Source organism: Streptomyces sp. B6B3 (assembly GCF_039871525.1).
In the GTDB taxonomy this organism is placed as follows: Bacteria; Actinomycetota; Actinomycetes; order Streptomycetales; family Streptomycetaceae; genus Streptomyces.
The window spans coordinates 20,117-40,687 of sequence record NZ_JBDPLU010000006.1 but is presented as its reverse complement, the minus strand read 5'-3'; the positions used below and the strand labels follow the sequence as shown (position 1 = coordinate 40,687).

The window sequence follows — 20,571 nt, the reverse complement described above, 5'->3', positions numbered from 1 at the left end:
GGGGTAAGTATTGTCTCGCCGGGACACGGGGCGGGGAGGGGGACGCGACATGGAGCCGTTGGCCGACGAGGATCCGCGCGAGGTCGGCAGATACCGGTTGCTGTACCGCCTGGGCGCGGGAGGCATGGGCCGGGTGTATCTCGGACGGTCGAGCGGCGGGCGGTACGTGGCGTTGAAGCTGGTGCACCCGGGACTGACCGCCGCTCCCGGCTTCAGGGAGCGCTTCGCCCGCGAGGTGCGCGCCTCCCGGGCGGTGGACGGGCCGGGCACGGTGGCGGTCGTCGCCGCCGACGCCGACGCGGCGACGCCGTGGCTGGCCTCCGCGTACGTGCCCGGGCCCTCGCTGGCCGAGGTGGTCCACGAGCACGGCCCGCTCCCCGAGGCGGCGGTGTGGCGCCTGCTGTCCGGGTTGGCCGAGGCGCTCGGGTCCGTGCACGCCTGCCGCCTGGTCCACCGCGATCTCAAGCCCTCCAACGTCCTGGTGTCACAGGACGGCCCCCGCCTCATCGACTTCGGCATCGCGCGTGCGGCCGACGAGACCGGGCTCACCGCCACCGGCATGGCCGTGGGCTCGGCCGGCTACATGTCACCCGAGCAGGCGGAGGGAAGGGACGTCACCCAGGCCGCGGACGTGTTCGCGCTCGGGGCGGTGCTGGTGTACGCGGCCACCGGCCGCGGTCCCTTCGGCACGGGCTCCGGTCCTGACGTGATGTACCGCGTGGTGCACCACGAGCCCGACCTGGGCGCCGTCCCGACATCGCTGGCGGCCGTGATGCGCCGCTGCCTGGCCAAACGCGCGGCGGACCGACCGTCGCTCGCCGAACTGCGCGCCGTCGCCGCCGAGCACGACCGGGGGGAACGCGACTGGCTGCCAGGATCCGTCACCGCGCGGATCGCCCGCCGCGCGGAGCACCTGCTCAACCTGGAGACGGAGATCGAGGCGGGGCACCGGGACCCGGCCACGGCTCCCACCCAGGTGGTCGGCCGGGCCGCCGCCCCCACCAGACCGCTGACCACGACGCGGGGTTCCGACGGCGCCCCGGAGCCCGGCTGGATCCGGGGCCCGTCCCTGGGACGGCCCACGCTGAGCCTGTGGGGCGTGGTCCCGATGCTCGCCCTGGCGGCGATCGTGCCGCAGAAGCACGAGCTCGTCGACGACTACCCGGAGACGGCCGACGGGATCGACTTCGCCTCGCTGACCGCGTGGGCGGAGCACACCCACTGGTTCATGGCCGTGACCGGGCTGCTGGTCTTCTCCCTCCCCCTGCTCCAGTACCTGCGAGCCCGGCTGCACCTCTACGGGGAGGGCGGCGTCCGGGCGTGGGTCGCGGCCAGCGCGTGCTACTGGCTGCTGTGGGCGGTCCTGGTCGGCCTGCACACGGTCTGGTATCTGGGCATGGACGACGGCTTCAACGGCGACGACGCGATGGAGCACGTCAGCCCCGCCTACATCGTGCTCGACATGAGCGTCGGACTGGGCCTGTTCGTCAACGCCGCCGTCGCCCCGTTCGCCGCCGCAGCCGCGCTCGTGCGACTCAACCGCGCGCTGACCGCCGACCTTTCCGTGCGCTCCGGGGCGTGAGAGGGGCCGGGGTCGCCCGACCCCGGCCCCGGGTGGATCGTGGACGGATCAGAACTCGACGTCGCTGCACCAGTAGTACGACTGGTCGAGGTGGCTCGCCTGCCAGACCGTGAAGATGATGTGGTGCCCGGAGCGGCCCGGGGCGTTCACCTGGATCGGGGTGGTGGGGCTGGTCGGGATGTCGGTCACCTCGGCCACCAGTTCCAGGTCGCCCCAGCCCAGCCGGTCGGTGGTGGGGTCGAAGCCCTGCTCGGTGGCGTAGACGCGGATGTAGTCCGCGCCGTGGTGGGAGTTGTCGAGCAGGTTCATGGTGAAGCTGCTGGACACCGGGGTGGTCTTCCAGGCGCCGGGCTGGTCCATGGCGGCGTACTGGCCGTTCTCCGTCAGGCCGCCGCTGCACAGCGTGCCGTCCGGGACGGCCGCCTGGTGGTTGCCGCCCACGCCGTTGCGGAGCTGGCCCATCCAGTTCCACATGGCGTTGGGGTTGGACTGCCAGGCCTGGTAGCACATGGGGTCCTCGGTCGCCATGTCCGGGCTCTGCCATTCGCTGGCCCAGCGCGTGTAGCAGTCGTACGCGCGCGAGGGCGGGTCGCTGATGGCGCCGTGGGCCGAGGCGTTGCCGACACCGACGGTGGCCACGAGCGCGAGGGAGAACCCGAGCGCCGTCAGCACCCGCCAGATCGTGGTTCTGCTGGGGGAGAGCATCATCTACCGCCACAACTCCGTTGATCGACGACATGACTGCCACCGGTCCTGGTACGAGCACACCAGACCGGTGGGAGCGCTCCCGGACACCACGGTAGCGAAACGAACACCACCTGGGGAGACCGCGTGCCACCCCCTCGCCCCGCGCCGGCGTCAGCCGTTCGGGAGCGGTCGCGTCGGGGTGTCCGCCTCCTGGGTGACGGCCCAGGAGGCGAGCAGGCGCAGCCGCTCCTCGGAGGGCGAGCCCGGCTCGGCGGCGAAAATGGTGAGGGTGAGGCCGGCGGCGGCGGGCATCTCCAGGCCCTCGTAGGCGAGGGTGAGGTCGCCGACGACCGCGTGCCGGAACCGCTTCACGCCGGTGCCGTGGAGGCGGACGTTGTGCGCGCCCCAGCGGGTGCGGAAGGCGTCGCTGCGGGTGGACAGCTCGCCGACCAGGTCGTGGAGGCCCTTGTCGTGGGGGTCGCGGCCGGCCTCGGTGCGCAGGATGGCGACGGAGACGTCGGCGGCGGAGTCCCAGTCGGGGTAGAAGCGGCGGGACGCGGGATCGAGGAAGGTGAAACGGGCGAGGTTGGGCGGCTGCTGGCCGGTGGCGTGGACGTCGTGGAACAGGGCCCGGGCGAGCCGGTTGGCGGCCAGCACGTCCAGGCGGCCGTTGCGGACGAACGCGGGCCCCTCGGTGACCGCGTCCAGGGTCCACTGCAGGGTCCGGTGCGGGGTCCACCGCCTGGTGACAGGGCGCCGGGGACGGGCGAGGGCGTCGGAGCCGTTGGCGGCCTGGGCGAGGTTGAGCAGGTGGGCCCGTTCGGCGTCGTCGAGGCGGAGCGCGCCGGCCACGGCCTCGAGCACGCCGGGGGAGACACCGGCGAGCTGGCCGCGTTCGAGCTTGGCGTAGTACTCGACGCTGACGTCGGCCAGCGCGGCGACCTCGCTCCTGCGCAGCCCCGGGACGCGGCGTTTGCCGCCCGACCGCAAACCGGCCTGTTCCGGGGTGATCCTGGCGCGCCGCGAGACGAGGAACTCGCGGACTTCGTCGCGGTTGTCCACCCCTCGACCGTACGCCCCGCGCCCCGCACGTGGGACGTACTGCCAGTACACCCCTCACCAGGAACTCCCCGCTCGCGCCGAAGGCCGGTTACCTGGAGGGCGCGGCACTCCCGAACCGCCGGCCCGCACGGGCCGGGGGAGCGAGCCGCGGTCCCGGCCGGACGGCGCCCGGGGCGGGCACGGGGGTGACAACGCGGTCGACACCCGGCGCCCGACAGCCCGGCCCGTGCGGCCCCGTCCTTTAATGACCCGGAACGGGCCCGGCCGCGCCGGTGGCCGTTCCCTCCCACACAAGGAGCAACCCATGCGCGGTGTCGTGATGCACTCCCCCGGCGACATCCGGGTGGAGGATCGCGAGGACCCGAGGATCCTCGCCCCGACCGACGCGGTCATCCGCCTCTCGGCGACCTGCGTCTGCGGGTCGGACCTGTGGCCGTACCGCGGGCTCGACGCGTTCGACGGTCCGTCCCCGGTTGGCCACGAGTACGTCGGCGTGGTGGAGGAGGTCGGCGACGAGGTGACCAACGTCAGGCCGGGCCAGTTCGTGATCGGCTCCTTCTTCGCCTCCGACAACACCTGTGAGATCTGCCGGGCCGGCTACCAGTCCTCCTGCGTGCACCGGGAGCCCATCAACCCGCTCGGCGCCCAGGCGGAACGGCTGCGCGTCCCGCTGGCCAACGGCACCCTGGTCGCCACCCCTGACCTGCCCCCCGAGGACCTGATCCCGGACTTCCTGGCCGCCTCCGACGTGCTCGGCACCGGCTGGTTCGGGGCCGTGGCCGCCCAGGCCGGCCCGGGCAGGACGGTCGCGGTCGTCGGCGACGGCGCGGTCGGCCTGCTCGCCGTCCTGGCGGCGAAACAACTCGGCGCGGAGCGGATCATCGCGATGAGCCGCCACGAGCCGCGGCAGCGGCTCGCCCTGGAGTTCGGCGCCACCGACCTCGTCACCGAACGCGGCGACGCGGGCGTGGCGAGGATCAGGGAGCTGACCGACGGCCTCGGCGCGCACTCCGTCGTCGAGGCGGTCGGCACCCAGGAGTCGATGCTGCAGGCGATCCGCTCCACCCGCCCGGGCGGGCACATCGGCTACGTCGGCGTCTCCCACGACGTCACACTGGACGGGCGGGAGCTGTTCTTCTCCCACGTGCACCTGCACGGCGGCCCCGCCCCGGTCCGGCAGTACCTGCCGCGGCTGATCGAGCTGATCTGGAACAGGAGGATCCATCCCGGCAGGGTCTTCGACCTCGCCCTGCCGCTCGACCAGGCCGCCGAGGCCTACCGGGCCATGGACGAACGCCGCGCAGTCAAGGCCCTGTTGACCGTGTGACCCCCGGCTGGCCGGTCCCGTGCGAGGGGGGAGGGTCAGCCCTGGTCCAGGCCGGCCTCGACCTCGAGCTGGATCGCTATCGTGTCGCCGACCACCACGCCACCGGTCTCCAGGATCGCGCTGAAGTTGACGTTGTAGTCCTTCCTGTCGATCTCGAAGCTCGCGGTGAATCCGGCGAGGGGGACGCCGTCGGGCCCGGGAGTGAACCCGCCGAGTTCGAGCTCCGCGGTGATCGACCTGGTGACGTCCTTGATGGTGAGGTCGCCCTCGACGAGGTAGCCGTCACCGTTCTGCCGGATGCCGGTCGAGGTGAACGTCAGCCGGGGGTACTTCTCCACCTCGAGGAAGTCCGCCGACCTGAGGTGCGCGTCGCGTTGCTCGTTGCCCGTGTCGATCGAGCTCGGGTCGATGGAGACCGTGATGGCGGAGTCGAGCGGGTTCTCGGCGGTGGTGATCGTTCCCTCGATGGCCCGGAACCGGCCGCGCACCTTGCTGACCAGGTGCCGGACGGTGAAGGAGGCATCGGAGTGCACCGGGTCGACGGTCCAACGGCCGACGGCGTAGCCGGGTATCTCTGCGGGCTGGGACATGTCGCGGTCCTTTCTGACTCTGACGGAGGTGTGCTGACGGGTGCGTTGGCGCGGCGAGGGAACCGGGAGACCGGCGGCGGACGACGTCAGATCACGAGGTCGTCGGCGTCGTGGATGTCACGGGGTCGGATCGACGCGGCACGGGCGGTCGGGGGAGTGGGCGAGACGCGGCGGTCCGCCAGGGTCAGCGCCGGGGGAGCGTGCTCGGGTCAGTCGCTGTCCGGGCCGAGCCTCGTCAACCATCCCATCCCCGCCGCCGTGATCAACAGCCGCCGACCAGGAGCGTACCGGACCACCAGCGGGTACGGCCGCCGACGAGCGCCGAGGCGACCGGCACGGCCCCACGAGGCTCCGCGAGGCACGCCCTACGCGGGGCCGGGGTCGTCGGCGAAGTGCGGCAGCACCAACTCGACCAGCGCCGCGACGTCGGCGTCGACCATCGGCTCGCCGGTCATGCCCATCCGGTGGAGCAACGTGCCGACCACGACGTCGACGAAGAACAGCACCCGACGCTCCGGCTCGCCGAGCGCCTCCTGGAGCGCGAGCCGATACGGGTCCTGCAACCGCGCGGAGAGGATCTCGCGCAGCGCCGGGTCGCTGACGGCGTCACTGAAAACGCCGGCGAACGCGTCCCCCACCCCGGGCTCGCCGATCTTCCCCGCGATCCAGTGGATGGTCGAGGACATGAGCTCGGCGCGATCGGTGCCCTCCAGCGGCGCCGGGCCGAACGAGTCCAGCAGGCAGTCCACGATCAGCGCGCCCTTCGACGGCCAGCGCCGGTAGACCGTCGACTTCGCGACGCCCGCCGCGGCGGCGATGCGCTCCACGGTGGCGCGCGCGTAGCCGAGCTCGTGGACCGTGCTCAGCGTCGCGGCGAACACCACGGCGTTGACGCCGGCGCGCGGACGCCCCGGCGGTCTGGCGGGTGTGGTCGATGCCATACCCGCACGATACCGGGTTTCGCTACCATAGGTTTCGATACTCTGAGTCTCGATACCTGGACCCATGACCAGAAAGAAGGGAAGGCACTCCCATGGCGAAGACAAGCGCGAAGACACGTCACGATCGACGAGCCACCGTGGCGATGTACGCGGGCCTCGCGCTCACCGTCGTCGCGACGGTCGCCCCGTACGTCGACCGGGCCACCACCCACCTGCTGGCCGACCACATCCGGGCCGGCTATCCCACGTACACCGAGACCCGGATCGACTCGGCCGTCACCACCTACCTGGTCCTGTTGACCGTCATCGGAGCGCTCGGCGTCGCCGCCTGGCTCTGCACGACCTGGGCCGTCACGGCGGGTAAGCGATGGGCGCGCCCCACCGCCATCGTGATGTTCGTGCTCGGCACCAGCCTCGGGCTCACCGGGCTGCTCACCAGGGACACCTCGGGCGAAACCGGCCTGCCGCCCGCGCTGGGCTGGGCCGGGATGGCCCCCTGCCTGGCAGGCGCCCTGGCGGTCGTGCTGCTGTATACCTCGAGCCACCGCACGCCATGGAGGACGACACCGTGAAGCGCATCGGCATCATCGGAGTGGGCGAGATCGGCCGCGCCCTCGTGGCGGGGCTGCGTCACGAGGGCGGTGCGTCGCCCGAGGTGTTCCTCTCCCCGCGGGGCGCCCGCACCGCCGCGGAGCTGTCCGAGCGCTACGAGGGCGTGCGGGTGTGCGCCGACAACCAGGAGGTGCTGGACCGCTCCGAGCTGGTGATCGTCGCGGTCCGTCGTCAGGACCGGCACGAGGCCCTGGCCGGCCTGCGGGTGTCCGGCGACAGGGTGGTGGTCAACGTGATGGCCGGCGTCCGCAACGACGACCTGCGCCGGACGCTCGCCACCGACGCCCCGCTGGTCCGGGCCATCCCCCTGCCCGTCATCCGGGAACGCCGCTCCGTCACGGTGGTGTGGCCCTCGCACCCGGAGGTGGACGCCCTCTTCGAGCGGATGGGTGGGGCGCTCCCCGCCGCGGACGAGGCGGCCTTCGACGTCTTCTCCGCGCTGACCGGGACGCTCACCACCCACCTCTCGTATCTCGCCATGCTCACCTCGTGGGCCGCCGGCCACGGCATCGCCCCCGACGACGCCGACCGCTACGTCCGCGGCCTGTTCCAGGGGGTCGGCCGCGCCCTGAGCGACGACACCCGCTCGCTGCGGCAGCTCGCGGCCGACCACGAGACCCCGAACGGCAACAACGAACGGATCCGCACCACCTGGTTCGACCCGGCCAACTCCGCGGCCCTCGGGAGGGCCCTCGACGACCTCCTCGCCGACCTGAGGTAGCCCCGGGCACGAGGGGCCCAGCGACCAGCGATCCCGACGCCGTGACGACGGACATCGCATCGGCGTCACGACATCTTCACCCTCCTTCCCCCGCGGCACCCGATCGGCGACGGCCGGTCCGCGGGCCCGCCCAGGGAGGGTTGTCACCCGACCCGGACTCAGGCACGATCCCCGTACTCCGACCGGCGGTTGGGGCGTTCGCAGGGTTCGCAGAGTTCGCAGCACCGACGGGCGCACGACGTCGGACACACCGCGGAGGTGGCTCGGGTGAGGCGTGGAGTCGCGGCACTCTTCTCGATGGCTGGTGCCGCCGGGCTGCTGATGTCGGTGCCGACGGCCGGAGAGGCACAGGAGGGGCCACCGGAGTGGTCGGGGGTGGGGTCGGCTCGCCTGGTCACGCTCCAGGAGACAGGGCCCGCCGAGGAGCGGCTCAACCTGGTCATCATGTGCGACGGCTACCAGGCCGACGAGATGGAGAAGTGCCGCGAGGACGTGGACCGGAACCAGGCCGTCCAGTGGTCGGTCGAGCCGTTCCGCACCTACCGGCACTACGTCAACGTCTACCTGCTGGAGATCGTCTCCGGCGAGTCGGGCGTGCGCTGCGACCCCGACGAGGAGGGCGGTCCCGATCCGGACAAGCTCACCCCGCTGCGGCTGGTCTACCAGGACGGATGCGTCGACCCGCTCGCCCGCGGCACCGTCTACAACAACGCCGTCGGCGGCGACGGCGGCCCCGGCGGCCCCGGCACCGCACTGCCCGAGGGCACGCCCACCGGCGACGAGCAGCGGACGATGTACCTGGAGGACTACGTCGCCCCGGAGATCGGCATCCCGGCCGACGCCGACAACCTCCAGACGCTCGCGATCTTCAACACGTCCACCTACGGCGGGATCGGCGGCTTCGACGCGACGACGTCGGGCGGAAGCCCGCAGGGTCCGCTCATCTCGATGCACGAGCTCGGGCACTCGCTCGGCACCATGCAGGACGAGTACCCGTACTCGAGCCGACCGGAGCCCGGGCCGCCGCACGAGGACGGCGAGCCGGACTCGTTCCACCACACGCAGATGTCCTCCGAGGAGATGATCGCGAACGAGGCCAAGTGGTGGCGCTGGCTCGGCGAGGAGAGCGAGTCGGGCGGCGTCATCGGCGCCGCGGACGCCGACGGCCACGAGAGCGGCGTCTACAGCGGCTCGAACGTCTGGCGGCCCAGCGAGCATTCGATGATGCGGTGGATCGGGTTCTACTTCGACCAGATCGGCCGTGAGCACATGACCGGCCGGATCGCGGGTCAGCGGCTGGAGGGCGAGATGAACCTCCGGAACACGCCCGAGGGCGAGGTGCCGCGGGACGGGGTCCTGTGGGTCGAGACCATGCAGCCGAGATTCCACGAGATCGACGTGGAGTGGCGGATCGGCGGCCCGGACGGGGAGTTGATGGAGCCCGAGGACGACCGCTACCTCGACCTGGCCGAGCTGGACCTCGAGCCGGGCACTGTCGTCCACGCCGAGGTGCGGGACCCGGTCGGACCCGACGGCATCGACTGGGTCCGCAACCCGTCCACCGGCAGCAGCGCGACCGACTCCGGCTACAACGGCCCGCGTTACGTGCAGACCCGGGAGTGGGCGGTCGGCTCCCGGACAGTCCAGCCCGACACCTCGACACCCACCGAGTTCACCTCCTGGACGCCCAACGACCAGCCCGTCGCGGGAGACGAGGCCGTCTACGCCGTGACGGCGCACCCGGGAGACCGGGTGCTGGACGTCGCGTGGCGGCTGGACGGTGCGGCGGTCGACACGCCGGGCACGGACCGGAATCTGGACCTCGGGGCGCTGGACCTGGACCCCGGGACGCACGAGCTGACGGCCACGGTGACCGATCCCGCCGCCCCCGACGGCGCCTCGGACACGGTCCGTTGGACGGTCGACAACGCCCTGCCGACGGCCCCGCGGACCCTGTCGGAGCCGCTGACCACACTGGACGCCGGCGACGTCGAGCACCCCGTGTACTTCGAGGGCTGGGACATGGAGCTGGAGCCGCAGGACGACCGGACCGGCTACGACGGCGAGCCCTACGTCGTCGGCGAGTTCCGGCTGGACGGCGACGGCTGGTACAACTACTTCGGCTTCCCCGAGGAGCCGATGCCCGACTCGCCGTTCCGCTTCCGCCAGGCGGGCACCGAGGTGAAGGCGCTGGTCTACGGCAACCTCGGCACGGGAGGGCTGTCCAAGGCCGCGTTCGAGCAGGACTACGGCCCGGACGACCCGAACGGGCCCTTCGTTCCCGGGTACGGGACGCACACGGTGGAGCACCGGGCCATCGACCCGTCCGGCAACATCGGCGAGGCGGAGGAGTACCAGGCCACGGTCCTGCCCGGCGAGTCCCTGGACTGCACCAGCACGGTCACCGGAGCCCGCGGCGGCGACATCCTGGTCGCGGACGGCGTGACCTGCCTTGAGAACGCCCGGGTGAGCGGCGACGTAACGATTCTTCCGGGGGCGTCGCTGGTCGTGCGGGACAGCTCGATCGAGGGCCGACTCGTCGCCGACGGCGCCGACGAGATCCAGCTCTTCGGCTCGACCGTCGCCGGCCAGGTCCGGGTGTCGGGAACGACGAGCGGGATCACGGCGGCCGGCAACACGTTCGCGGGCTCCGTCAGCCTCACGGACAACGCACAGGTGCCGCCGAACGAATGGGCCGAGCGGTTCAGCGAGTTCGGCCAGGCCTACGGTCCCGCGCTGGCCGGCAACACCTTCGCCGGCCAGCTGAACTGCACCGGAAACAGCGCCGCGGCCCACGACTTCGAGGCCGCCAACGACATCGTCGGCAGCGCCTCCGGCGACTGCGCCGACCTGTGAGAGGAGAGCACCCCATGGCTCGACGTCTCGTACTGCCCGTCGCCGTCGCCACCATCGCGGCGGTCGCCCTGACCGGCGCCGTGGGCTCGAACGCGGGCGCGGCCGGCCCCGCGGGCGCCGTCGACCGGGAGCCCGCCGTCGCGTCCGGGCTGACCACCGACGACGTCCTCGTCGAGGTCAAGTTCGACGAGGCGCTGGACATCCGCGGCTCCGGCGCGGCCGTCCGCCGCGCCGACGGGGACGACCTGCCGCGCGTCCAGGCACTGCTGGACCGCCATGACGCCCGCGCCCTCACGCCCTTCCTGGACGACGTCACGGTGGACCGGCTGCGGGACGCCACCCAGGGAACGCGGCGCCTCGACGGTGCACCGGTGCCGGACCTGGGCTCCTGGTACACGTTGATACTTCCGGCGGACACCGACGCCGACGCGGTCGTGGCCGAGCTCCGCGCGCTGCCGGAGGTCGAGTTCGCCGAGCCGGCTCCGGAGCCCGCCCCACCGCCCGCGCTCACCGGCTCTCCCGCGGCCACCGAACAGGCCGTCGCCACCCCGGACTTCACGGCGCTGCAGCGCTACTTCGACCCGGCCGCCATGAACGGGATCGACGCGGACTACTCCCGCGCCACCCCGGGGGCGCGGGGCGACGGAACGAAGATCGTCGACCTCGAGTACAACTGGAATCCCTTCCACGAGGACCTCCAGCTCGACTGGTCGACCGACATCGGCCAGGGCCGGTTCGTCCGCGACGACACGTACGGCGACGAGCACGGTACGGCCGTGTTCGGACAGCTCGTCGGCCTGGACAACGGCTACGGCGTCACCGGCGGGGTCCCCGACGCGGAGATCTACGGCATCTCACCGGTCGAGCAGCTGTCCACCGGCGGCACGTCGTGGCGGCCGGGACCCGCGCTGGCCTTCCTTGCCTCGCTGCCGGGCGACGACGGCGGCCTGTTCCTCGAACCCGGTGACGTGGTGCTGCTGGAACAGCAGGGCGGCCAGGTGATCCCGAACGCGGACTGCCCCGCCACGCCGGGCACCTGCTACTCGCCGCTGGAGTGGAACGCCGCCGTGCACGAGGCGATCCAGGTGCTGACCGGCCTCGGCGTCACCGTCGTGGCCACCGGTGGCAACGGCTTCAACAGCACCGACCACCCCGCCTACACCAGGGACGGACAGCCCTGGTTCCGCGCCGACAACAGCTCCGGATCGATACTCGTCGGCGCCGGTGACAGCGGCACCCGCGAGCGCCTCGGCTTCTCCAACCACGGCCCGCGGTTCGACGTGCAGGGCTGGGGCGAGGACATCGTCACCACGGGATACTGCACGCTCCACTGCGACCAGGCCGACCACGGGATCAGCTACACCGACTCGTTCGGCGGCACGTCGGGCGCGGGCCCGATCGTGACGGCCGCGGTGGCCGCGATCCAGTCCTATGTGACCTCCACGGGACAACAGCCGTTGACCGCGGAGCAGATCCGTGACCTCCTGGTGGAGACCGGCCAGCCGCAGGGCGCGTCCACGGCCGGCCAGCACATCGGGCCGCTGCCCGACCTGCGGGCCGCGCTGGGCTCGCTCGGGGCGGAGACCGAGGGTCCGCGGTGACGTCGGCCCGCCGATGACGGCACGCCCTCCGAAGCGAAGGGAGAGTGGGCATGCGCGGAGCAGCCGTCGCCGTGGTCGGCGGGAGCATCGCGGGCTGCGCGGCGGCCCGGGCGCTGTCGCGCGCCGGCTCCGCCGAGGTCACCGTGTTCGAGCGCACCGGCGGAGCGCTCCGCGACCGCGGAGTCGGCCTCGGCCTGCAGAACGACCGGTTCGCGGAGCTGGCGGCCGCCGGGTACGTGGACCCCGACACGCCGTGGGTGCGGCTGTCCCGGCGGGTGTGGACGGTGCGGGACGGCGCGGGCACCGGCGCCGGCGGCCTGGGGCGGACGATCGGCGCCCAGCCGTTCCCCTTCCGCTCCTACGACTGGGGTTCGCTCTGGAACGGGCTGCGCCGCCGCGTCCCGGCGGACGTGGACTACCGCGCCGGCGCGGCCGTGACGGCCGTCGAACCGGAGCCCGACGACGGGGGAGTGTCCCTGACGCTCGACGACGGCCGGCGGGAGCGCTTCGACGCCGTCATCGGCGCCGACGGCTACCGCTCGGTCGTCCGGGCGGCGATGTTCCCGGGGCTCGCGCCCGAATACGCCGGCTACGTCGGGTGGCGCGGCACCGCCGAGGCGTTACCCGCCGGCGCCGACGAAGCGGACGCGCACATGGTGGTCTTCCCGGGCGGCCAGTGCATCCTCTACCTCATCCCCGCGCCCGGCGGCCGCACCCGCCTCAACTGGGTGCTCTACGCCACGCCCCCCACCGACCAGCCCGCGGACCGGGAGACGGGCGAACTGGCCGCGTTCCTCCGCGGCCTCGTCGCCGAGCACTTCCCGCCCCGGTGGGCGGCGACCCTGCTGGACACGCCCGTCGAGTCCACGTTCGTCCAGCCCATCCACGACCTGTCCGTGCCGCACTACGCCGCCGGCCGCCTGCTCCTCCTGGGCGACGCCGCCACGGTCACCCGGCCCCACATCGGCAGCGGCGCGGTCAAGGCGCTGCAGGACGCCACCGCCCTGGAGTCCGCCTGGCACTCCGGCGCCACCCTGGAGGAGGTCGTGGCCACCTACGACGCGGCCCGCACCCCCGTCGGCACGGCCCTGGTCGCCCTGGCCCGCCGCTTCGGCCGCGCCCAGCTGCACCACGCCCCAAACTGGGCGTCGATGACGGAGGGCGACCTCTCCGCGTGGTGGCGCGAGCTGAACCAGGGCTCCGACAGCCACAGCGGCTTCGGCGGCCACGCCCTCCGACGCGACGCCAGGGGCTGAGCGGCATCCCCTCGCTCACCCACGGGACGACACCCACACGCACGCGACGACCGCTTGTCTCGGACGGCGGGTACACCAGGTTTCTGAGGGTGGCCTGGCGGGCCGGCCCGGGGCTGTGTCTGCTGACCGGTCTGGCCGTCGCCGTCGCCGCGTTGGCGCCCCTGGGCGTGGCGGCGGCGGTGGGCGGCGTGGTGGGTAACGTCCCCGGTCTGGCCGCACACGGCCTGGACTCGCCGCCCGGGCGCGCCGCGCTGGCATGGACGCTGGCCGGCGGAGGGTTCATGGTGCTCCAGTGGTCCGGCGGTTCGCTGCGCACGGCGGCGGGTACCGCGCTCGGCGACCGGATCGACGCGCTGCTGCAGCGCGAGCTGATGGACTCCGTGCTGGCCCCGGAGGGCATCGCGCATCTGGAGGACCCGAAGATCGCCGATCTGGTGAGCGTCGGCCGTGACACCTTCCGCGGTTCGTGGGGCCGGCCGGGCATGCTGGCGTCGACGATCAGCGGCCTTCTGGCCGGGCAGGTGACCCTCCTCGGGTCGTGCGTGCTCGTGGCCGCCTTCGATCCGCTGCTGGGCCTCGCCCTGCTGGCCGGGTGCCTGTGGGCCGCGCACGAGGACAAGGCCGCCTCGCGGAGCGAGGCGGCGCACCACTACGGCAGCACCGAGACGGCCCGCCGTCTGGAGTACTACTACGAGTTGGGGACGACCCCCGCCGCGGCCAAGGAGGTGCGGGTCTTCGGGCTGTCCGACTTCCTCGTGGAGCGCTTCTCCTCGACCTGGCGGCGGACGATGGGCGCGGTCCTGACGCCGATGCCGGTGCGGCCCACCGTGGCGACGGCGGTCCTGGCCGCGGTGGTCCTCGGAGGGCTGGTCTGGGTCGCCGTCGAGGCCGCGGAGGGCGGTGTCGGAGCGGGGGCGGCCGCGGTGTGCGTGCAGGCCCTCGGGGTCGGCGTCGCCGGCTCCCGGCAGGCGTCGTGGACCGGTCTGCAGACTGAGTTGGCGATGGCGTCCCTGCGTCGCTTCGACGAGGCGGCCGGGGCGGTACGAGCGGCGGCCGACAAGGGTGCCACGCCCGGCGGTCGTTCGGCGGAGAGTCTTCCCCGGGACGGGATCCGGTTCGAGGACGTCACCTTCGCCTATCCGGGCACCGCGACCGACGCGCTCAGGGGGCTGGACCTGGTGATCCCGGCCGGCCGTTCCCTGGCCGTGGTGGGAGCGAACGGCGCGGGCAAGACGACCCTGGTGAAGTTACTCGCCGGTCTGTACCAGCCGCAGGCGGGCCGGATCACGGTCGACGGCGTCGACCTGGCCGACCTGGACGCGTCCTCGTGGCGCGACCGGCTCGCCGCGGTCTTCCAGGACTCGGCGCGGTTCGCGCTCCCGGCCTGGGAGAACGTCGGCTTCGGCCATGTCGCCGCGCTCGGGGACCGGGCGGCGGTGCGGGCCGCGGCCCGGGACGCCGACATCGCGGACGCGGTGGAGGCCCTGCCGTCGTCCTGGGACACCGTCCTGTCGCCCGAGTTCGCGGACGGAGCGGATCTGTCCGGCGGGCAGTGGCAGCGACTGGCTCTGGCCCGCGCGCTGTTCGCCGTGCGCCACGGGGCCGGCGTGCTCATCCTGGACGAGCCGGCCGCTCAGCTCGACGTCCGTGCCGAGGCCCGGCTCCACGAGCGGTTCCTGGAGCTGACGGCAGGCCTCACCACGGTCGTCATCTCGCACCGGTTCTCCACGGTGCGCCGGGCGTCCGCCATCGCGGTCCTCGACGACGGCCGGCTGATCGAACAGGGGACGCACGACGAGCTGATGGCCCAGCACGGCGTCTACGCCGAGATGTTCCGCATCCAGGCGGCGCGGTTCGCCGAATCCGACGGTTCCGACGGCGTGGAGGGGGACGAGCGATGAGGTCGTGGCTGCGCACGTGGGCTCTGCTGATCACCATGGGCAAGGAGATCGGCGCGGCGGTCTGCCTGATCCACATCATGGTCAGCGCCACCGCCGTCGTCTCGCCGCTGCTGCTCGCCCTCGGCCTGCGCCCCCTCGTCGACGGTGCCGTCGCCGGACGCCCGGGTCAGGTGGCGGCAGGCGCGGCGCTGACCGGGACCGGTCTGCTGCTCACCGTGCTCGCTCCGATCGGCTACCGGTGGGCGACCATCCGCATGCGCGAGCGCTCCCACATGGTCGTGCAGCGCCGCATCCTCGCCCTGTCGTCGGCCGCGCCCCGTCTGGAGCACTTCGAGCGGGCCGAGTTCCGCGACCGGATGCAACTGCTGAAGCGCGGGTTCGGGGACCTGTCAGGAGGCATGGCGCTGGCCTTCGTGGCCCCCGTCGTGGTGACGCAACTGGCGGTGACGGCCGTGCTGCTGGGCAGGCTGCACCCGTTGCTGCTGCTGGTCCCCACCGTCGCGCTCCCGGCCACCTGGCTCAGCAGGCGGGCCGAGCGCGTCACCCGGGCGGCCGAGCTGCGCACCGCCGAGGGACGACGAGTCGGGCAGCACCTGTTCGAGCTCGTCACCTCGGCCTCGGCGGGAAAGGAACTGCGGGTGTACGGGCTGCGGGAGGAGATGCTCAGACGACACCGGGAGACGTACGCCCGCGTCCACCGGGGCACCGAGTCGGGTCTCCTCCGGTCGACGGCGGCCACCGCGGGCAGCTGGCTGCTGTTCGCCGCCACCTACGTGGGCGCCCTGATCCTGGTCCTGCACCAGGTGACCGTCGGAGCGGCCTCCACCGGGGACGTCGCCCTCGCCCTGGGACTGGCCGCCGCGGTGGTCGGCGGTACGGGGCAGCTCGATGCCCTGACCGGTTCGGCGCTACGCGTACACACCGTCGCCGGTCACTTCCGATGGCTGGAGCGCGCGGCCACCGCGGACGGCGATGTCGGCCGGCCGCCTCCGGCGCGCCTGGAGGACGGCATCAGCCTCAGCGGCGTCTCGTTCGCCTACGACCGCGACCGCGACCGGCCCGTGCTCGACGACGTCACGCTCCGGCTCCCCGCGGGCGCGGTGGTGGCGGTGGTCGGGGAGAACGGCGCGGGCAAGACCACGCTGGTCAAGCTCCTGGCCGGGATGTACGCGCCGACCGGGGGACGGATTCTCCTGGACGAAACGGACCTGGCGGACCTGGACCTCGACGCCTACCGGGCTCGGCTGACGGCGGGCTTCCAGGACTTCGTCCGGTTCGAGCTCCCCGTCCGCGCGTCGGTGGGCGTGGGAGACCTCGCCCGCGTCGACGACGGCCCCGCGGTGAACGCCGCGCTGGCGAGGGCGGGCGCGGGATTCACCGACCGTCTCCCCCGAGGCGTCGACACTCCGCTGGGCACCTCGTGGGAAGGCGGGGTGGAGCTGTCGGGCGGCCAGTGGCAGAAGCTGGCCATGGCCAGGGCCATGATGCGCACCTCGCCCCTACTGGCCGTGCTGGACGAACCCGCCTCCGCGCTCGACCCACAGACCGAGCAGGCCCTTTTCGAACAGGTGGCCAGGGACGCCAGGCGGGGCGCAGACACGGACGGCCGCGTCACCCTGCTGATCTCCCACCGCTTCTCCACGGTCAGGATGGCCGACCTCATCGTGGTGCTCGGCGAGGGGCGAGTCCTGGAGCTGGGCTCCCACGCCGAACTGATGGGGAAGGAGGGGCTGTACGCCGAGCTGTACCGCCTGCAGAGCAACGCCTACCGCTGAATCAGTGCCTGCCCGTGTGCGGGGCCGTCGCGGGGAGTTCCACGGTGATGCGGAGGCCGCCGTCGGGGCGTGGGGTGAGGGTGAGCGTTCCGTCGTGGGCGTGGGTGATGGTCTTGACGATGGCCAGGCCGAGGCCGACGCCCGCGTGGTCGGCGTGGATGCGTTTGGTGCCGCGTTGGAACGGTTCGGTGAGTGTCGAGGCCAGCTGTCGGGTGAGCTTGTCGCCGGTGTTCTCGACCGTGAGCACCACGGTCCCGGGGCGGAGGCTGGTCCTGACCCACACGGTGCCCCGTTCGGGCAGGTTGTGGACGACCGCGTTGTGCACGAGGTTCGTGGTCAGCTGCAGCAGCAGGGCCTGCGATCCGTCCGTGGTGGCGATGTCGCCGCTGGCCTCGAGGGCGACGTCGCGCTTCTCCGCGAGCGGGAGGAGCGTCTCGACGGCCTCCTCCACCAGGAGGGACAGGTCGACGGGTTCTCGGGTGAACGACCGCTGGTCAGCGCGGCTGAGCACGAGCAGCGCCTCGGTGAGGTCGATCGCCCGGGTGTTGACGGAGTGGAGGCGGTCGATGATCTTGCCGGTGTCGCCGTTCGGATCGGTGCGGGCCACGCTGAGAAGCGCCTGCGAGATCGCCAGCGGGGTGCGCAACTCGTGCGAGGCGTTGGCCGCGAACCTCCGCTGTTCGGCGACGTGTGCCTCGAGCCGGGCGAGCATCGTGTCGAAGGCGTCGGCGAGTTCGCGCAACTCGTCCGTGCGGCCGGGGAGCCGGATCCGGTGGGAGAGCGATCCGTTCGTGGCCATCCGGGTGGCGTCGGTGATGCGGGTCAGCGGGGCGAGCATGCGGCCGGCGAGGAACCATCCGCCCACGAGACCGAACAGCAGCAGGAACGTGAGTGCCGCGGCTGCCGCCGGGGCGAAGGCGCGGAGCAGGAAGGCGCCCTGCGCCGATATCTCCAGGTCGCCCTGGGCGTCGATGCCCAACTGCCGGTAGCGCAGGAGCACCACCCCGGCCGCGGCGAGCAGTATGACGCCCGCGAGCATGATGATTCCGGCGTAGCTGAGGGTGAGCTTGAGGCGGACGCTCAACCCGGGAGCTCTATCCACGGTCCGCTCCCACGTGCCCGGCCTCCTGCTGCGTGTCGATGCGGTAGCCGACGCCGGGCACGGTGGCGATGATCCAGGGCTCGCCGAGACGCTTGCGGAGGGCGGAGACGGTGATGCGGACGGCGTTGGTGAAGGGGTCGGCGTTCGCGTCCCACGCGCGTTCCAGGAGCTCCTCGGCGCTGACGACGCCGCCCTCGGCGGCGACGAGGACCTCGAGCACGGCGAACTGCTTCCTGGTGAGCGCGACGTAGCGGCCGTCCCGGTAGACCTCCCTGCGGAACGGGTCCAGCCGCAGGCCCGCGATCTCTCGCACGGGAGGCCTGCTGTGCGCGCGCCTGCGGTCGAGGGCCCGGAGCCTGAGCGCGAGTTCCTGGAGTTCGAACGGCTTCGTGAGGTAGTCGTCGGCGCCGAGTCCGAATCCGGAGGCCTTGTCGTCGAGCCGGTCGGCGGCGGTGAGCATGAGGATCGGCATGCCGCTGCCGGAGGCGACGATGCGGGTGGCGATCTCGTCACCGGAGGGTCCCGGGATGTCGCGGTCGAGGACGGCGATGTCGTAGGCGTTGACGCTCAGCATCTCCAGGGCGGTGTCGCCGTCGCCGGCGATGTCGGCCGCGATCGCCTCCAGGCGCAGACCGTCGCGGATGGCTTCCGCCAGATAGGGCTCGTCCTCGACGATCAACACTCGCATGGCTCTCACGCTACGAGCGGGCGCGTATCGTCGGTGTATCAAAAAGCACATACGTGCTGGCAACAGCGCCCCGCCTTGACTTGCGGGTATGCCTCGAACCCCGCCATCCGCCCGAACGACGCCCCGCCGCGTTCGCTGGCTCCTGGTCCTCGGCCTGGTGGCCGTCACGGCGGCGATCACCGTGGCCCTCGGCTACCAGGCGCCGAAGCACTGGCCCGCGGCCGCGGCACCCCCGAACCCGCCTCGCGGCGAGCGCGGTGCCCTGCTCGGCGAGGCCGACGGTGTCGTCCCCGACCGCGTGACGGTCCTCGACGACACGGTTCCGGCCGTGACCAACCTCGATCCGGGCCTCCTGCGGGCCCTCCGCCGGGCCGCGACGGATGCCGCGGACGAGGGGATCGAGTTCTACGTCAACAGCGGCTGGCGTTCCCCGGAGTACCAGGACCACCTGCTACGCGAGGCGGTCGCCGAGTACGGATCCGAGGACGAGGCCGCCCGATGGGTGGCCACCGCGGCGACCTCCCCGCACGTGGCGGGCGACGCGGTCGACCTCGGCGACTCCGACGCGACGGCGTGGCTGTCCGCGCACGGTGCCGAGTACGGGCTGTGCCAGATCTACCGGAACGAACCCTGGCACTACGAACTGCGCACCGACGCGATCGAGGGTGGCTGCCCGCGCATGTACGCCGACCCCACCGAGGACCCGAGGACGCAGCAGTGACCGGTGGCGAGGGAGGACAGACGGTGGCGCTGGTGGACACGGCGGAGACCGGACACGACGGCGGCCACCGGGACACGGGCTCCGGCCCCCCGCGCGCGGCCGGCCGCCGGGCCACCGGCGCCGGGACGTGGCGCGCGGGCGTCCGCCGGGCGATCCTGATCGGCTCCCGGCCGGAGCCCTGGAAACGAGGCCTGGTGCTCGCGGCGCTGGCGCTGCTGCTGGGCCTGTTCCTGCTGCTGCACGCGAGGATCCCCAACCGGATCGGCAACCTCGGCAGCCTGGTGGAGACCTTCCTCCCGTGGTTCGGCCTGTTCGTTCCGGTGCTGCTCGCCGGGGCGCTGTGGCGCCGCTCCGCGTCCGCGGTGACCGCGCTGCTGCTGCCGGTCCTGGTGTGGCTGAACCTCTTCGGCGGGCTGCTGGTCGACAAGTCCCAGCCGGGCGGCGACCTCACCGTGGCCAGCCACAACGTCGGCGCCGACAACGCCGACCCGGCCGGCACCGCCCGCGACCTGGCCGCCTCAGGGGCCGACCTGCTGGCCCTCCAGGAGCTGACCCCGCAGGCCAGCGGCACGTACGAGAGGGAACTCGCGAAGACATACCCGTACCACACGCTGCAGGGCACCGTCGGCCTGTGGAGCAGGCTGCCGCTGTCGGACACCCGGCCGGTCGACATCAGGATGGGCTCGACCCGGGCGCTGCGCACCACGGTGGCCACGGACCAGGGGCCGCTCGCGGTGTACGTCGCCCATCTGGGGTCCGTGCGGGTGTTTCCCAGGGTGGGCTTCTGGACCGCCCAGCGGGACGCCGGCGCACAGGCGCTCGGCGACGCCATCGCCGCCGAGCGGAACGAGCGGGTGGTGCTGCTCGGCGACCTGAACGGCGCCCTGGACGACCGCGCGTTCGCCGACCTCACCTCGCGGCTGCTCTCCGCCCAGGAGGAGGCCGGGGACGGCTTCGGCTTCACCTGGCCGGCCGGTTTCCCGGTGGCGCGGGTCGACCAGATCCTGGTCCGCGGCGTGGAGCCGAGGAGCTCGTGGGTGCTGCCGGCCACCGGCAGCGACCACCTGCCGGTGGCGGCCGGCATCAACTGGTGACCAGCGGCCCGCTCCCTCGCGGATATCGTCGGCATATCGAAAACCACATACGTGC

The 20,571-nt window shown here is 72.8% G+C and carries 17 protein-coding genes; 11 read left to right on the top strand and 6 right to left on the bottom strand.

All coding sequences use genetic code 11. The features are described from left to right. Positions 1 to 49: 49 nt before the first annotated feature. Positions 50 to 1,582, top strand: coding sequence for a serine/threonine-protein kinase (locus tag ABGB06_RS14840; RefSeq protein WP_347589279.1), 1,533 nt, complete (start codon positions 50 to 52; stop codon positions 1,580 to 1,582). Positions 1,583 to 1,630: 48 nt separating this feature from the next. Here ABGB06_RS14840 and ABGB06_RS14835 read toward each other — a convergent pair whose 3' ends face one another. Both ABGB06_RS14835 and ABGB06_RS14830 read right to left on the bottom strand, forming a co-directional pair. Beyond that, on the bottom strand, positions 1,631 to 2,290 hold the full coding sequence (locus ABGB06_RS14835) for a lytic polysaccharide monooxygenase (RefSeq protein ID WP_347589277.1): 660 nt from the start codon (positions 2,288 to 2,290) through the stop codon (positions 1,631 to 1,633). A 150-nt stretch (positions 2,291 to 2,440) separates the two neighbouring features. After that, positions 2,441 to 3,331: a helix-turn-helix transcriptional regulator gene (locus ABGB06_RS14830; RefSeq protein WP_347589275.1), complete on the bottom strand. Its 891-nt coding sequence runs from the start codon at positions 3,329 to 3,331 to the stop codon at positions 2,441 to 2,443. 304 nt (positions 3,332 to 3,635) lie between these two features. Between ABGB06_RS14830 and ABGB06_RS14825 the strand changes: the two genes are divergently transcribed. Next, the gene (locus ABGB06_RS14825; protein WP_347589274.1) at positions 3,636 to 4,658 is read left to right on the top strand and encodes a zinc-dependent alcohol dehydrogenase family protein; all 1,023 of its coding nucleotides are present in this window, start codon (positions 3,636 to 3,638) and stop codon (positions 4,656 to 4,658) included. 35 nt (positions 4,659 to 4,693) lie between these two features. On the opposite strand, the gene ABGB06_RS14820 is transcribed toward ABGB06_RS14825, so the two are convergent. Both ABGB06_RS14820 and ABGB06_RS14815 read right to left on the bottom strand, forming a co-directional pair. Further along, entirely contained in the window at positions 4,694 to 5,248 is a 555-nt protein-coding gene (locus ABGB06_RS14820) for a YceI family protein (RefSeq protein WP_347589273.1), read from the bottom strand. Positions 5,249 to 5,613: 365 nt separating this feature from the next. Beyond that, positions 5,614 to 6,189: a TetR/AcrR family transcriptional regulator gene (locus ABGB06_RS14815; RefSeq protein ID WP_347589271.1), complete on the bottom strand. Its 576-nt coding sequence runs from the start codon at positions 6,187 to 6,189 to the stop codon at positions 5,614 to 5,616. 92 nt (positions 6,190 to 6,281) lie between these two features. Between ABGB06_RS14815 and ABGB06_RS14810 the strand changes: the two genes are divergently transcribed. The 7 genes from ABGB06_RS14810 to ABGB06_RS14780 all read left to right on the top strand — a co-directional run bounded on the left by ABGB06_RS14810 (position 6,282) and on the right by ABGB06_RS14780 (position 16,911). After that, complete coding sequence (locus tag ABGB06_RS14810; RefSeq protein ID WP_347589269.1) at positions 6,282 to 6,761, top strand: hypothetical protein; 480 nt, start codon at positions 6,282 to 6,284, stop codon at positions 6,759 to 6,761. Continuing rightward, positions 6,758 to 7,522: an NAD(P)-binding domain-containing protein gene (locus ABGB06_RS14805; RefSeq protein WP_347589267.1), complete on the top strand. Its 765-nt coding sequence runs from the start codon at positions 6,758 to 6,760 to the stop codon at positions 7,520 to 7,522. Before ABGB06_RS14810 ends, ABGB06_RS14805 begins: the two co-directional genes overlap by 4 nt. 267 nt (positions 7,523 to 7,789) lie before the next feature. After that, entirely contained in the window at positions 7,790 to 10,378 is a 2,589-nt protein-coding gene (locus ABGB06_RS14800; protein WP_347589265.1) for a M64 family metallopeptidase, read from the top strand. 14 nt (positions 10,379 to 10,392) lie between these two features. After that, positions 10,393 to 11,979, top strand: a complete 1,587-nt coding sequence (locus ABGB06_RS14795) for a S8 family serine peptidase (protein ID WP_347589263.1) — start codon at positions 10,393 to 10,395, stop codon at positions 11,977 to 11,979. 50 nt (positions 11,980 to 12,029) lie between these two features. After that, the gene (locus tag ABGB06_RS14790; RefSeq protein WP_347589261.1) at positions 12,030 to 13,235 is read left to right on the top strand and encodes an FAD-dependent monooxygenase; all 1,206 of its coding nucleotides are present in this window, start codon (positions 12,030 to 12,032) and stop codon (positions 13,233 to 13,235) included. 89 nt (positions 13,236 to 13,324) lie between these two features. Then, the gene (locus ABGB06_RS14785) at positions 13,325 to 15,136 is read left to right on the top strand and encodes an ABC transporter ATP-binding protein (RefSeq protein WP_347589259.1); all 1,812 of its coding nucleotides are present in this window, start codon (positions 13,325 to 13,327) and stop codon (positions 15,134 to 15,136) included. Further along, a complete protein-coding gene (locus ABGB06_RS14780; RefSeq protein WP_347589257.1) occupies positions 15,133 to 16,911 on the top strand; it encodes an ABC transporter ATP-binding protein in 1,779 nt (592 codons plus the stop codon). Before ABGB06_RS14785 ends, ABGB06_RS14780 begins: the two co-directional genes overlap by 4 nt. Position 16,912: 1 nt before the next feature. Here the strand turns inward: ABGB06_RS14780 and ABGB06_RS14775 are convergent, their stop codons facing one another. Both ABGB06_RS14775 and ABGB06_RS14770 read right to left on the bottom strand, forming a co-directional pair. Then, on the bottom strand, positions 16,913 to 18,013 hold the full coding sequence (locus ABGB06_RS14775) for a HAMP domain-containing sensor histidine kinase (RefSeq protein WP_347589255.1): 1,101 nt from the start codon (positions 18,011 to 18,013) through the stop codon (positions 16,913 to 16,915). Beyond that, the gene (locus ABGB06_RS14770) at positions 18,006 to 18,701 is read right to left on the bottom strand and encodes a response regulator transcription factor (RefSeq protein WP_347589253.1); all 696 of its coding nucleotides are present in this window, start codon (positions 18,699 to 18,701) and stop codon (positions 18,006 to 18,008) included. The genes ABGB06_RS14775 and ABGB06_RS14770 overlap by 8 nt, the downstream gene beginning before the upstream one ends. Before the next feature lie 88 nt (positions 18,702 to 18,789). Here ABGB06_RS14770 and ABGB06_RS14765 point away from each other — a divergent pair, with 88 nt between their 5' ends. Then, positions 18,790 to 19,422 carry a M15 family metallopeptidase gene (locus ABGB06_RS14765; RefSeq protein WP_347589251.1) on the top strand — a complete coding sequence of 211 codons (633 nt, stop codon included), beginning with the start codon at positions 18,790 to 18,792 and terminating at the stop codon, positions 19,420 to 19,422. Then, positions 19,419 to 20,516 carry an endonuclease/exonuclease/phosphatase family protein gene (locus ABGB06_RS14760; RefSeq protein WP_347589249.1) on the top strand — a complete coding sequence of 366 codons (1,098 nt, stop codon included), beginning with the start codon at positions 19,419 to 19,421 and terminating at the stop codon, positions 20,514 to 20,516. Before ABGB06_RS14765 ends, ABGB06_RS14760 begins: the two co-directional genes overlap by 4 nt. Positions 20,517 to 20,571: the final 55 nt, after the last annotated feature.

Coding starts and splice junctions, on each gene's coding strand:
- ABGB06_RS14840 (WP_347589279.1), top strand. CDS start 50: ATGGAGCCGTTGGCCGACGAGGATCCGCGCGAGGTCGGCAGATACCGG.
- ABGB06_RS14835 (WP_347589277.1), bottom strand. CDS start 2,290: ATGATGCTCTCCCCCAGCAGAACCACGATCTGGCGGGTGCTGACGGCG.
- ABGB06_RS14825 (WP_347589274.1), top strand. CDS start 3,636: ATGCGCGGTGTCGTGATGCACTCCCCCGGCGACATCCGGGTGGAGGAT.
- ABGB06_RS14820 (WP_347589273.1), bottom strand. CDS start 5,248: ATGTCCCAGCCCGCAGAGATACCCGGCTACGCCGTCGGCCGTTGGACC.
- ABGB06_RS14815 (WP_347589271.1), bottom strand. CDS start 6,189: ATGGCATCGACCACACCCGCCAGACCGCCGGGGCGTCCGCGCGCCGGC.
- ABGB06_RS14810 (WP_347589269.1), top strand. CDS start 6,282: ATGGCGAAGACAAGCGCGAAGACACGTCACGATCGACGAGCCACCGTG.
- ABGB06_RS14795 (WP_347589263.1), top strand. CDS start 10,393: ATGGCTCGACGTCTCGTACTGCCCGTCGCCGTCGCCACCATCGCGGCG.
- ABGB06_RS14790 (WP_347589261.1), top strand. CDS start 12,030: ATGCGCGGAGCAGCCGTCGCCGTGGTCGGCGGGAGCATCGCGGGCTGC.
- ABGB06_RS14780 (WP_347589257.1), top strand. CDS start 15,133: ATGAGGTCGTGGCTGCGCACGTGGGCTCTGCTGATCACCATGGGCAAG.
- ABGB06_RS14770 (WP_347589253.1), bottom strand. CDS start 18,701: ATGCGAGTGTTGATCGTCGAGGACGAGCCCTATCTGGCGGAAGCCATC.
- ABGB06_RS14765 (WP_347589251.1), top strand. CDS start 18,790: ATGCCTCGAACCCCGCCATCCGCCCGAACGACGCCCCGCCGCGTTCGC.